9 protein-coding genes are annotated in these 13,784 nt (G+C 57.6%); 6 read left to right on the plus strand and 3 right to left on the minus strand.

The genetic code is table 11. The features are described from left to right. The first annotated feature begins 41 nt into the window (after positions 1-41). From NQT62_RS12760 to NQT62_RS12770, 3 genes are all read left to right on the plus strand, one after another. Entirely contained in the window at positions 42-2,474 is a 2,433-nt protein-coding gene (locus NQT62_RS12760; RefSeq protein WP_256765105.1) for a DNA internalization-related competence protein ComEC/Rec2, read from the plus strand. A 95-nt stretch (positions 2,475-2,569) separates the two neighbouring features. Then, entirely contained in the window at positions 2,570-3,985 is a 1,416-nt protein-coding gene (locus NQT62_RS12765) for a circularly permuted type 2 ATP-grasp protein (protein WP_256765106.1), read from the plus strand. 14 nt (positions 3,986-3,999) lie between these two features. Beyond that, complete coding sequence (locus NQT62_RS12770; protein ID WP_256765107.1) at positions 4,000-4,968, plus strand: alpha-E domain-containing protein; 969 nt, start codon at positions 4,000-4,002, stop codon at positions 4,966-4,968. Positions 4,969-4,982: 14 nt separating this feature from the next. On the opposite strand, the gene NQT62_RS12775 is transcribed toward NQT62_RS12770, so the two are convergent. Further along, positions 4,983-5,765 (minus strand): 3-hydroxybutyrate dehydrogenase, encoded by a 783-nt coding sequence (locus tag NQT62_RS12775; protein ID WP_256765108.1) that lies wholly within the window; start codon positions 5,763-5,765, stop codon positions 4,983-4,985. Positions 5,766-5,862: 97 nt separating this feature from the next. Between NQT62_RS12775 and NQT62_RS12780 the strand changes: the two genes are divergently transcribed. Both NQT62_RS12780 and NQT62_RS12785 read left to right on the plus strand, forming a co-directional pair. After that, positions 5,863-6,723 carry an alpha/beta fold hydrolase gene (locus NQT62_RS12780; RefSeq protein ID WP_256765109.1) on the plus strand — a complete coding sequence of 287 codons (861 nt, stop codon included), beginning with the start codon at positions 5,863-5,865 and terminating at the stop codon, positions 6,721-6,723. Between the two features lie 65 nt (positions 6,724-6,788). Beyond that, positions 6,789-9,071 (plus strand): RelA/SpoT family protein, encoded by a 2,283-nt coding sequence (locus NQT62_RS12785; RefSeq protein WP_256765110.1) that lies wholly within the window; start codon positions 6,789-6,791, stop codon positions 9,069-9,071. Positions 9,072-9,095: 24 nt separating this feature from the next. Here NQT62_RS12785 and ppk1 read toward each other — a convergent pair whose 3' ends face one another. Next, entirely contained in the window at positions 9,096-11,252 is a 2,157-nt protein-coding gene (gene ppk1, locus NQT62_RS12790) for a polyphosphate kinase 1 (protein WP_370569182.1), read from the minus strand. A 196-nt stretch (positions 11,253-11,448) separates the two neighbouring features. Here ppk1 and ppx point away from each other — a divergent pair, with 196 nt between their 5' ends. Continuing rightward, positions 11,449-12,951 carry an exopolyphosphatase gene (ppx, locus tag NQT62_RS12795; RefSeq protein ID WP_256765112.1) on the plus strand — a complete coding sequence of 501 codons (1,503 nt, stop codon included), beginning with the start codon at positions 11,449-11,451 and terminating at the stop codon, positions 12,949-12,951. Here ppx and NQT62_RS12800 read toward each other — a convergent pair. Next, positions 12,948-13,721, minus strand: a complete 774-nt coding sequence (locus NQT62_RS12800) for a GNAT family N-acetyltransferase (protein WP_256765113.1) — start codon at positions 13,719-13,721, stop codon at positions 12,948-12,950. The genes ppx and NQT62_RS12800 overlap by 4 nt on opposite strands. Between the last annotated feature and the right edge of the window lie 63 nt (positions 13,722-13,784).

Consider the following 13,784-nt stretch of genomic DNA (forward strand, 5'->3'; position numbering starts at 1 on the left):
CGCCTCGGGTTAAATCGCCAGCACCATGACAAGCTTGGCGCATGCAAACCACCAGCCCACCCCGATTCCGTGTACTGATCACTGCGTTCGTGCTCGGTATCTGGTTGTGCAGCCTCAGCCCTGCCCAGTGGTTGCTGCCATGGGCTGCGCATGCGCTTGTGGGGCTGGGCATATGCCTCACCCTGTGGATGGCGGCCAAGCGATCCGCCTCAGCATGGCCGGTGATCCAGTGGTGTCTGCTGGTGGGGGTTTGTGCAACCGGCTATGGCTGGATGGCGTTGGACAGTACCAGTACATTGACCAAACGCATTGCCTTGGAATGCCATCAACGCCATGTGAATACAACGTTCCAGTTGCTGGAGCTGAGCATGCGAACAGGCGGTTTTGCGCGCGCGGTGCTTCAGACCACCACCGCCAGCGATTGCCTGACAAAACGCGCTCAGGTACAAATCCGCTTGCCCCTGTCGCAAGCGGTCACCTTGCAGATTGGTGACCACTACACGACCAGGCTCACCCTGCGAGCCTTGCATCCCACCAAAAATTTTGATGGATTCTCCATTGAACCCCATTGGATGCAGACCGGCCTGTCGGGGTTTGCGCAAGCGACTGAGGACTTCACACCAGTCGACAGCCTGAACACCGTCTGGCAACGCCTGCAACATTGGCCGGCCCGTGTTCGCTGGTCACTGACGCAATGGGTGATGCAAGCCCTGGACGGCCACAGCCAGCAGGCCCTCACCCTGGCTTTGCTCACCGGCGACCAGGGGCTGATCGACCCTGACCATCGCACCCTGTATGCCAACACCGGCATTGCCCATTTGGTGGCCATTTCGGGTTTACATATCACGCTGTTTGCCCAGTTGTTCGGTGGGTTACTCGGGCAACTGTGGCGGCTTAGCCCCGGCCTGTGCCTTCGATACCCGGCTGGACAGGTGGGCCTGGCGGGCGGCGCTGGATTGGCGCTGGTGTATGCACTGACCTCCGGTTGGCAGGCACCGGCGCAACGCACGGTTTACATGCTGGCACTGACCGTTTGGCTGCTGCACCGGCAAGGCCGGGTCAATCCATGGGACGTGTGGTTCACCGCTGTTTTTCTGTGCGTGCTTGGCAGCCCCTGGAGCCTCTACGACACCGGCTTTCAGCTCAGTTTTGCTGCCATTGCAACATTGATCTTTTCCAGCCACGGTCATTACCGATTGAACAAACGCTGGCCAGACTGGCTGACCGAACCGGTTCGCGCCCAATTCGCGGTCACCATGGGTTTGCTCGTTCCCTCGGTGCTGCTATTTAACCAGCAGTCCATCCTTAGTCCGTTGGCCAACGCAATCGCCATCCCCTGGATGAGCATCGTCAGCACACCACTGACCTTGCTGGGCGGGCTGGGCCACCAAACTTGGGCGCTACGTCTCGCTGGCGACTCTCTAACCCTGCTGGAGAATGCCCTCATTTGGTTACAAGCACTGTGTCCACCAGTCATGGCCATTCATCAACCCAGACCGTGGGTATTGTGCTTCGTCACAATCGGCTGTGTCGGCCTGATGCTGCCCCGCTGGGTATTTCCGCGCACTCTGGCCATCCCGCTGATTGCCCTGCTGGCCTGGCCAGCAGCCCGACCCGCCCCCGGCGAATTCTGGGTGACGGCGCTCGACATTGGTCAAGGCACTGCAGTGGCCGTTCAAACCCACCAGCATGATCTGGTGTTTGACACCGGACCCGCACCCACACCACAAAGCGACCAAGGGCGGTTGGTGGTGGTGCCGTGGCTGAAAGCCCATCTGAGCGGCCCACTGGATGCGTTGTGGATTTCCCATGGCGATGCAGACCATAGCGGTGGCGCCACTGCCGTGCTGGCTCAATGGCCCGTCAAGGCATTCAGCAGTTCATTGCCACCCACACATCCACTTCAACGTGCTGCCCGTTTAAATGGTGAGCAACATTCTCGCCATGTGCTGGTGTCGGATTGTCATCAGCAAACAGCCTGGCAATGGGACGGTGTGCTGTTTGAACCCATTCCGATTCATCAAAACCTCGCAGAGGACCGTCGCTGGACAGACAACAACCGCAGTTGTGTGTTGCGGATTCGAAATGCAGCGCACAGTGTGCTGTTAACTGGGGACATCGAGGCATTTGCGGAACAACAATTGCTGACCCAGCACCCAGCGCAAGCCTTGCGCAGCGACATCCTGTTTGCCCCACACCATGGTTCAAAAACATCGTCCAGCCCGCCCTTTCTGGCGGCCGTTCAGCCGCAGTTGGTCATCATTCAATCCGGCTGGAGCAACCGCTACCATCATCCACACCCCAGCGTGCTGGAGCGCTACGCGCAGCAAGGCCTGAGCACGCTGAACACAGCCCAAGTTGGTGCAATTCGACTGTATTTGGGTGTGGATGCATCACCGCCGCGGGTGGAAACCGCCGCAGAAAGCCGAGCCGGTTTGTGGTCGGCGCACGAAAACAGTGCAGACCAGCACTGACACTGTTAACTTTCTAAAACAGGGGCCGCTTTCAGGCTGAATATGCTTGGCACGCTTCTTGTTAAACAGAGGGGACAGAAGAAGGAATCCACACCATGTCCATCCCGGCATTTGATGAAATGCGCAGCGCCCAAGGCGCTGTGCGGACCCACTATCAAGACTTTGCAAAATGGCTGGACAGCCAGGCTGCCGAGCGATTGCACAACAAACGGGCAGAGGCGGATCTGATCTTTCGCCGTGTGGGCATCACGTTCGCGGTGTACGGCGACGATGCAGGCACTGAACGATTGATTCCCTTTGATATCGTGCCGCGCATTATTCCGGCTGCCGAATGGAAAATTCTGGAAACAGGCCTACGCCAACGGGTGACAGCACTCAACCTGTTTTTGAAAGACATCTACAACGAGCAGCGCATTCTGAAAGCGGGCTTGATACCGCCCGAACAGATCTTTGAAAACGAGCAGTACCGCCGCGAAATGCAAGGCGTGAAAGTGACGGGCGACATCTACGCCCACATTGCTGGCGTGGATGTGGTGCGGGCAGGCCAAGGCGAGTTTTATGTGCTGGAAGACAACCTGCGGGTGCCCTCGGGCGTGAGCTACATGCTGGAAAACCGCAAAATGATGATGCGACTGTTTCCGGAACTGTTTGCCCGCAACCGGGTAGCCCCCGTGGAGCATTACCCCGACAAACTGCTGGAAAACCTGCGCAGTGTGTCGCCCCGCCAGGGCAGCGAACCCACGGTGGTGGTGCTCACCCCGGGCATGTACAACTCCGCCTACTTTGAACATGCCTTCCTGGCCCAGCAAATGGGTGTGGAATTGGTGGAAGGCAAAGACCTGTTTGTGGACGACGACGTGCTGTACATGCGCACCACCCAGGGCCCACAGCGCGTGGACGTGATTTACCGCCGACTGGACGACGATTTTCTCGACCCCAAAGCCTTCCGACATGACTCCCAACTGGGCGTTCCTGGCTTGCTGGCGGCCTACCGTGCAGGCAATGTGACGCTGTGCAATGCGATTGGAACCGGCGTGGCCGACGACAAGTCCATCTACCCTTACGTGCCCGATATGATTCGCTTTTACCTCAGCGAAGAACCCATCATCCACAATGTACCGACGTGGATGTGCCGCAAGCCGGAACACTTGAAAGAGGTGCTGGCCAAGCTGCCGGAATTGGTGGTGAAGGAAGTACACGGTGCGGGCGGCTACGGCATGTTGGTTGGCCCGGCTTCCACCCAAGCACAGATTGAAGAATTCCGTGCCAAGCTGATTGCAGACCCGGCCAAGTTCATTGCGCAACCCACCCTGGCCTTGTCCACTTGCCCCACCTTTGTGGAATCGGGCTTGGCACCCCGCCACATCGACCTGCGCCCTTTTGTGCTCTCCGGCAGCAAGGTCTCGTTGATTCCTGGCGGCCTAAGCCGAGTGGCCCTGCGCGAAGGCTCACTGGTGGTGAACAGCAGCCAGGGCGGTGGCACCAAAGACACGTGGGTACTGGAACGCTAAGAGGAGGACACACCATGTTAAGCCGCACTGCAGACCACCTCTTTTGGATGGCCCGTTACATTGAACGGGCTGAGAACACCGCCCGCATGCTGGATGTGAACGTGCAAACCGCCCTACTCCCGCAGGATGCAGACAACGCCGAACAGGGCTGGCGGGCCATGCTGTCCATTTGCGAATTGCAGGAAGCCTACTCAAACCGGCACACCAGCATCACACCAGAGGCTGTGATTGACTTCATGGTGAAAGACCCGGGCAACCCATCCAGCATTTATTGTTGCCTGCAAGCAGCCCGGGAAAACGCCCGTGCTGTGCGAGGCGCATTGACCACCGAAGTTTGGGAAACCAACAACACCACCTGGCTGGAATTGAAAAAACTGTTCGTGGATGGGGTGGTGGAGCGCGATCCCACCGAATTTTTTGAATGGGTGAAATTTCGTAGCCACCTGTCACGCGGTGTAACGATCGGCACCATGCTGAAAGACGAGGCTTTTCGCTTTATTCGCCTGGGCACATTTCTGGAACGGGCCGACAATACAGCGCGATTGCTGGATGTGAAATTCCACAGCATGCCGTTCAACCCACTGTCGACCAGCATCGGATCGGAAGACCCACACGCCGATTATTATCACTGGGCCGCTATTTTGCGGTCGGTGTCGGCCTTCGAAATTTACCGCAAGGTGTACCGGGATGTCATTACACCGGAACGCGTGTGCGAATTGCTCATTTTGCGGGACGACATGCCACGCTCACTGCTGGCGTCCATCAACGAGGTGTGCAACAACCTGGAAACCATTCGCAACAACTACTCGGCCGGCACCGAGCGCCGGGCGGGCAAGCTGCGGGCCGAACTGCTGTACAACCAGATTGACGACATTCTGCACATGGGTCTGCACGCTTACCTCACCAACTTCTTGGAACGGGTGAATGACCTGGGCAACCGCATCAGCAAAGACTTTCTGGTACCGCTGGAATATCAAAGCTAAAACCGCGCGGCCGCTTACTGAGCCACCCAACCACCATCCATGTTCCAAGCGGCGCCGCGTACCTGTGCGGCGTCATCAGAACATAAAAACACCACCAGTCCACCCAATTGTTCGGGTGTCACGAATTCATGCGAGGGTTGTTTTTCGCTCAGCAAGTTGATTTTGGCCTGATCCACCGATACACCTTCATGTTGGGCGCGCGCATCCACTTGGGCTTGCACCAACGGCGTGAGCACCCAACCCGGACAGACTGCATTGCAGGTCACCCCGGTTTGTGCGGTTTCCAGGGCCACCACTTTGGTCAATCCGACAATGCCGTGCTTGGCCGCCACATAGGCAGATTTGTTGGCTGAGGCCACCAACCCATGCGCCGATGCGATGTTCACAATGCGGCCCCAGTTACGGGCCTTCATGCTGGGCAGCGCCAACCGGGTGGTGTGAAATGCAGCCGTCAAGTTGATGGCAATCACGGCATCCCATTTGGCCACCTCAAAATGTTCCACTGGCGACACGTGTTGTATACCCGCGTTGTTCACCAAAATATCCACCGGGCCGAGTTGTCCCTCTGTGGCCTTCATGAGGGCTTCAATCTCGGCTGGTTTGGACAGGTCGGCACCATGAAAACCAGACTTCACCCCAAAAGCCTCAATACTGCTGCGGGCCTGCGCAATTTGCGCATCACTGCCAAAACCATTGAGCATGATGTGACAGCCCTGCGCTGCCAAACGCTGGGCAATGCCCAAACCAATGCCACTGGTGGAGCCAGTGACCAAGGCAATTTTGTTGTTGATGCTCATCTTCGTGCTCACTGTGAACCCTCATGCTGAAACGAATGCCGGAAAAACTGAAATACTGACTGGGTACAGTCAAACCATGAGAGGAGACTAGAGACCCATGCTGACAGCCCGCTTGCACACCGTTCAATGGTTAAGCCCCATGGGCCTGAAAAAACTAGCCTATCGCGAATGGGGTGAGCCCGACAACCCACATGTGCTGTTGTGCGTGCATGGTTTAACCCGCAGCAGCCAGGATTTTGAACACATGGGACAAACGCTGGGCAAGCGCCTGCGCGTGGTGGCGGCCGACATGCCAGGCCGCGGTGGATCCGACTGGCTGGGCAATGGCGCCTTGTACGCAGTGCCCAATTACGTGGCGGCTTGCGTGGCCTTGGTGGCGCGTTTAAACCCCGGTACCTTGGACTGGTTTGGCACCTCCATGGGTGGATTGATAGGCATGGGGTATGCCAGCCTGCCCGACAATCCGGTGCGCAAGCTCATCCTCAACGATGTAGGCCCCAGCCTGAACTTCGAGGCCCTGAGCCGGATTGGTCAGTATGTGGGCAAATCACCGGTATTTGCTGATCTGGAGACCGCACGCGCTGCCATCAAGGCCATCTCGTTGCCATTTGGCCCGCACACCGAGACCGAATGGAACACCTTGTGCGACAGCGTATTGGTACAAACCGAGGGCGGCTGGACCACCCACTATGACCCGCTCATCGGTGCGACGTTTCAGGGCCTGACACCCGACACCGTGGCAGCCAGCGAGGGCATGCTGTGGGCCGCCTACAGCCAAATCCGTGCCCAGACCTTGGTGGTTCGCGGTGAACAATCCGACCTGTTGTCAAGAGCCACTTGCCAGCGCATGTCAACCGAAGGGCCCAAAGCCCAGTTAAAGGAAATCCCCGGCGTTGGGCATGCCCCCACCTTCATGCATGCTGACCAAATCCGGATTGTGGAAGACTTTTTGTTTTAAACTGGCCCTTGTGGCTCCATCGGTGCGTCCATGCGGGCACACCCGGTTAACCCTGACTCAAGACAATGGTTTCTGTAACATCCACCCTGGCCACTGACAACCCAGACCAGCCCTCAGCACCGGCTTTGGCCCTGTTGAACCCAACGGATGCCCAACGGGTTGAACAGGCGCTGGATTACATTCGCAGCCATGCGAATGGTCAAGTGCTGGACACCCAGGAACCCGCCATTCAGCACATGCTGGCGGTGGCCGATTTGCTGGCCGAGTTGCGCACCGATGCCGATACCCGGATTGCCGGTGCCTTGGGCCCCATGGTGTTTTTCGACAAACACCTGGAAAACCACATGGAAGCCCGGTTTGGTGCCGAAGTGGGCCGCATGCTGGCCTCGTTGCGCAAACTGTTCAAAATGCGTTCGATGGTTGGACCAAATGCTGCCCGCAGTGCCATCGAAACCCTGCGCTGGGCCGACCAAATGGAAACCCTGCGCAAAATGTTGTTGGCCATGGCCACGGATGTGCGAGTGATCATGATTCGCCTGTGCTCGCGTCTGCAAACCTTGCGTCATTTCACCGCCCACCCGGACATCAAGGCTGAACAGGGTCCGCTGTGGAACTACGCGCAACAGCACGCGCAGGAAACGCTGGAGTTGTATGCACCACTGGCCAACCGGCTGGGCTTGTGGCAGCTCAAGTGGGAACTAGAGGACCTGTCATTCCGCATTTTGCAGCCCAACACGTACAAAAACGTGGCCAAGATGCTGGACGAAAAACGCACCGAGCGAGAAGCGTTTATAGAATCGGCCATGCAGACCATCAAGGATGCCCTGCTGCGAGCGGGTATTCACTGTGAAATCAGTGGTCGCCCCAAACACATTTACAGCATCTGGAACAAAATGCGCGGCAAAGGGGTGAGCTTTGACAAGCTCTACGATGTGCGCGCCTGCCGGGTGATTGTTGGCACGGTGGACGAGTGCTACACCGCCTTGGGCATTGTGCACAACCTGTGGCAACCCATTCCGGAAGAATTTGACGACTACATCAGCAAGCCCAAGCCCAATGGCTACCGCTCGCTGCACACCGTGGTGCAAGACCCCACGGGCAAAGCGCTGGAGGTGCAAATTCGCACCGAGGAAATGCACCAGTTTGCCGAATATGGGGTGGCCGCCCACTGGCGCTACAAAGAGGCTGGCACCGATGGCTACAGCGGCGCCAGCCGGGCTGAAGGCGCTTTTGAAGAACGGATTGCCCTGCTGCGGCAACTGCTGGCGTGGCAAAAAGACGTGACGGACACACTGGGCGAAGCCAGCGACTGGGCGCAGGACATGCAAATTGCCGCCCTGAACGACCATGTGTATGTGTTCACGCCCCAGGCCAAAATTGTGGAATTGCCCACTGGCAGCACACCACTGGATTTTGCCTACCACGTGCACACCGAGCTGGGCCACCGCTGCCGTGGCGCCAAGGTCAATGGGCAGATGGTGCAACTGAACACGCCGCTGGAAAATGGCCAAACCATTGAAATTGTGAGTGCCCGGGGCGATGCGGCCACCGGACCGTCCCGCGACTGGCTCAACCCAACCCAGAAATACCTGGTCAGTCACCGTGCGCGGCAAAAGGTCAAGCAGTGGTTTGCCCAGCAGGAACGGCGGGAAACCCTGGACCGTGGCAAGGCCATGGCCGACAAGGAACTGCAACGCATTGGGTTTACCGCGCAAAATCAGGATGAACTGGCACAAAAGCTGGGCTACGACAAAGCGGAAGACTTGTACGTGGCCCTGGCGCGCGAAGAAATTCGGCCGCGGGCCATTGAACACGCATTGAAGGGCTCGCCCGCAGACGAAGGGCCGCTGTCCGATGAAGAACAGATTGAAATCATCACCCGGCGAAAGGGTCAAAGCGACAGCAAGCAATCGGGTGTTCTGGTGGTGGGGGTCAGCACACTCATGACCAACCTCGCCCGGTGCTGTCGCCCAGCCCCACCCGACCCCATCATTGGTTTTGTGACACGGGGCAAAGGGGTGTCCATTCACCGCCTGGGTTGCTCCAACCTGGCTGAAGTCATGCGCAAACACCCGGAACGCCTGATTGAAACAACCTGGGGGGAGTCCGACGGCTTGCATTACCCGGTGGACATTTCCATCACCGCCAACGATCGTCAGGGTTTGCTGCGCGACATCACGGAAGTATTCTCGCGCGACAAAATCAATGTGATCGGTGTCAAAACCGAAAGCACCCGGGGTGTGGCCAAGATGCAATTCACGGCTGAAGTGGGCAGCGGTGAAATTCTTCGACAGGCCTTGTCGCACTTGCTGGAAGTCGACGGCGTGTTTGATGTAAGACGCCGTTAAAACGGGCGCTTTCTCACTGCTTGTTCAGTCTGACAGAGGCTCACCGATTGAGCCTGCCGGCTCTTCGTCCTGATAATTAACCGCCAACAAGCCCAGCAAATGAATTTGCGCATTCAAACGGCGTGCACTGCTGGGCTTTCGTCGGGTGTAGTGGCCATCGGAATCCATGCTCCAGGCCAGCAGGTTGTCCGCCAGCAAGGCTTTCAAGCCCTCATCGACAACCCGCTTTTTCAACTTGCGCTCGGTGATGGGCACCGCCAATTCCACACGCCGGAAGAAGTTGCGCTCCATCCAGTCTGCACTGGAAATGTACACATCTTCCACGCCATCATTCAGGAAATAAAACACCCGGCTGTGCTCCAGCAAGCGGCCCACCACTGAGCGCACGGTGATGTTCTCGCTCAGGCCTGGTACACCAGGCCGCAAAGCGCACACGCCTCGAACAATCAGATCAATTTTGACGCCCACCTGGGATGCGGCATACAACTCGTTGATCAGTGTGGGTTCCAGCAATGCATTCATGCGCGCCATGATGCGGGCCTTTTTACCTGCCTTGGCATGCTCCACCTCGCGGCGCACAGCGGCAACCACATTGCTGTGCAAGTTGAATGGTGAATTCCAGATTTTGTTCAGCTTGCGGGCGCGGCCCAGGCCTGTGAGGTGATTGAAAATTTCATGAACATCATGGCCCAGTGCTTCATCGCAGGAAAACAACCCGAAATCGGTGTACAGCTTGGCCGTGCGCGGGTGATAGTTGCCGGTGCCCAAATGGACGTAGCGGCGAAGCACCGATTTTCCACTGTCCGTTTTCTCGCGCCGCACCACCATCAACATCTTGGCATGGGTTTTCTGGCCCACCACCCCATACACCACATGGGCCCCAACCCGCTCCAGTTTAGACGCCCACTGGATGTTGGCCTCTTCATCAAACCGGGCCATCAGTTCCAGCACCACCGTGACTTCCTTGCCACTGCGGGCTGCGGCCAGCAAGCTTTCCATCAAGGCTGAATCGGTACCTGTTCGATAAATGGTCTGTTTGATGGCCACCACAGTCGGATCCGTGGCCGCCTGCTTGAGAAAATCCAGCACCGGGTTAAAGCTTTGATACGGGTGATGCAACAGCACGTCACCTTTTTGAATGGCGCGAAACAGGTCCGACTCTTTCAGCAAGGCATCGGGGCGTCCCGGTGTGAAGGGTTTGAATTTTAAATCGGGGCGGTCAACCCAATCGGGCAGCTGCATGAGTCGAACCAGGTTGACTGGGCCATTGACCCGGTACAGTGCCTGCTGACTCAAACCAAATTCCTTCAACAAGCGGGCGGTCATGGTGTCGGTGCATTGGTCCGACACCTCCAGCCGCACAGCATCGCCATAATGGCGCTGCGACAATTCACCCTGCAGGGCCACGCGCAAGTTGGTAATTTCTTCCTCATCCACATACAAGTCGCTGTTGCGAGTTACGCGGAACTGGTATACGCCGTGCACCTCCATGCCGGGAAACAGCTCCGGAATGAAGGACTGCAAAATTGAGGTGAGCATGACAAACCCGTGCTCGTATCCCGACAGGTTGGACGGCATGCGAATCAACCGCGGCAAGGCCCTGGGTGCTTGAACAATCGCAATGTTGGACGATCGTCCAAAGGCATCCTGACCAGACAGTTCAACCGCGAAATTCAGCGACTTGTTAAGCACCCGGGGAAAGGGGTGTGCGGGGTCCAGACCAATCGGCGTGAGCACGGGCAATACTTCATGACGGAAATACTGGCGCGCCCAGTGCGCCTGCTCTTCATTCCAGGTGTTCAGGGTCAGCAGCGCGATGCCTTGATTGCGCAACGCGGGCAGCACGCCGTCGTTGAGCAGTTTGTATTGCTGCGCCACCATGTCTTGCGCGACATCCGATACACGGGTCAGGCATTCGCTGGCGGTCAATCCATCGTCTTCCCGGAAGTCCGGATTTTGACGGATCTGTTCCATCAAGCCCGACACCCGAATTTCAAAAAATTCGTCCATGTTGGAGGACACGATGCACAGGTATTTCAACCGCTCGAGCAAGGGCACCGACTCATCCTCAGCCATCGCCAGGACCCGGCGGTTAAAGGCCAGCACACCCAGTTCGCGGTTAAGGTACAGGTCTTTGTTGGGGGCCACATCAGGCAAAGTCACCGGGTTTTTCAAGTGCATCCTCTGTTGAACAAATCGTCACCCTGATCTTATTTCAGTAACATGACAAACATTTGACAATTCAGCCATCAGATCCGGCGAGAGACGTCCACGGCTGTCGTCTCAACACAACTTCAGCATCGGTTCGCAAATCTGCAAGCGAGCAACTTCCCGGTTTATGGCATCCTAGCGCCAGACTTTGAACAGTGTGCACACCATGGCAAAACCACCACAGTTGATCGCTTCGGTCGACATGGGTTCCAGCAGCTTCCGCATGATCGTGGCGCGGGTTGAAGAGCTCCACGGGCAATCTCAAATTTACCTGATCGACAGCCTGCGGGAACCCGTCCGTTTGGGTGCAGGCCTGGACGAGAACAAAAACCTGGATGAGCCTTCTCAGGAACGGGCATTGCTGGCCCTGCAGCGCTTTGGCGAACGGCTGCGTTCATTTGATGCTGACAATGTGCGGGCTGTGGCCACCAATGCCGTGCGCGTGGCCCGCAACAGCGCAACATTCATCGCCAAGGCCGAGGCAGCCTTGGGCTTTCCGATTGATGTGATATCTGGCGTGGAAGAGGCGCGCCTGGTGTATTGCGGTGTGGCGCACCAACTGCCCGTGGGCCAAGGCAAACGCCTGGTGGTGGACATCGGTGGCGGTTCTACAGAGTTTATTCTGGGCGAAGACTACGAGCCCTTGGCCATGGAAAGCCTTTACATTGGTTGCGTGAGCTGCGCTCAATCTTATTTTGCCGATGGCAGCATTGGTGCACGCGCCATGAAAAACGCCATCCTGAGTGCCCGCCGCGAGGTGGCTGTGCTGCGCCGCGAACTGAAGGAAGGCAGTTGGACTCATGCCATTGGCTCATCGGGCACCGCCCGTGCACTGGCTGAGATCTGCATCTCCAATGGGTTTACCGAGCATGGTATTTCCAAGGCGGGCCTGGAACACATTCGTGCCCATGTGGTGGAGGCTGGCCATCTGGATGCCATTACGCTGAACGGCCTGAAGGCTGACCGCCTGCCCATGATGCCCGGTGGCCTGGCCGTGATGATTGCCGTGTTTGAAGAACTGGGCATTGAGCAGATGGAAGTCACCGATGGGGCCCTGCGCCAAGGTTTGCTCTATGACATGCTGGGCCGTCGACACAACGACGACATGCGTGAATTGACGGTGGCCCAATTTATTCACCGATACAAGATTGACCCTGTTCACGCCGGGCGCGTTCGTGAACTGACCGAAACACTGTTCAAGCAGTTGGTGCGCCAACGACCCGTGCTCAAAGAACAACTGCCCATGCTGAATTGGGCTGCTCAATTGCACGAAATCGGTTTGGCGATCAGCCACAACGGCCACCACAAGCACGCTGCCTACATGTTGAGCAATGCCGACATGCCGGGGTTTTCAAAGCGGGAGCAAAATCAATTGGCCACCTGGGTGCTGGCCCACAACGGGAAATTGGCCAAAGTGGGGAGCTTGTCGGATACCCCGCTGCATTGGGCGGCACCACTGTGTCTGCGCTTGGCTGCCCTGTTTTTGCGCCGGCGGGACAACGATCCCATGCCCGCGGCCAGGCTCACCCTCACCGAGCAGGGCGTGCAACTGAGCCTGCCGAAGTCCTGGCTGCAAAGCCACCCACTGAGCCAGTACAGTCTGGAGACTGAGGTGGATCAGTGGGCGAAAATTGGCTTGGTGCTGGAATTGGTGGCCCGGCGCTCTTAAATAAAGCCGAAATGGCGGGCGTAACGTGGGCTCATGCGGTCAATGGACAGCAGCATCATGAAGTCGGCCGTGTTGAAATCGGGGTCCCATGCGGGCTCGCCGCACACTTTGGCGCCCAAGCGCAGATAGCCCTTCACCAACGGTGGTGGCTCAATGTCCACGTCGCTGCGCAAACGTTCAATCGGCAGGCGGTTTTTGGGAAACACTTGCAGGCTGGCCTCGGCCAGGTGCGGATCCAGGCGCTTGAACAAGCTGGCAGCCTGGTGACCGCCGTCGCGCAGGCTCACGCTGGCGCAGCCAATCAGGTGCTTGTAGCCACCCAGCTTCATGTACTGCGCAATGCCACTCCACAGCAGCATGATGGCTGCGCCACTGCGGTGGTCTGGGTGGACGCACGAGCGCCCCACTTCAACCGTTGAGCTTCGCAGGCGCTCGATTCGGTTCATGAAGAACTCGGTTTCGGAGTACCAGCAGCGCAGCTTGGCGGCCCCCTCGGGTGGCAGTATGCGATAGGTGCCGATGACCTCGCCAGTTTGTGTGTTGCGCACCAGCAAATGGTCGCAATACGCATCAAAAACGTCTTGGTCAACGCCACTGGTGCCCAGGTCGGCACCATATTCTTCAGAAAATATATTGAATCGCAGTTTTTGGGCTTCTAGCACCTCGTCGGGTGTTTTGGCCAACACCACTTCCAGGGACGGTCCCTGGTCAACCGAGGCGGATTGCAGGTACAGCGCGTGTTTCGGGTTTTTTTGCTGGTTTCCGTGCATGGCTTGTCATCCATTTTTCAGTTCGATGACGTGAAATCTACGGTGCCGATGTGACAGCCCAAT

Source organism: Limnobacter humi, assembly GCF_024518835.1.
Taxonomy (GTDB): Bacteria; Pseudomonadota; Gammaproteobacteria; order Burkholderiales; family Burkholderiaceae_B; genus Limnobacter; species Limnobacter humi.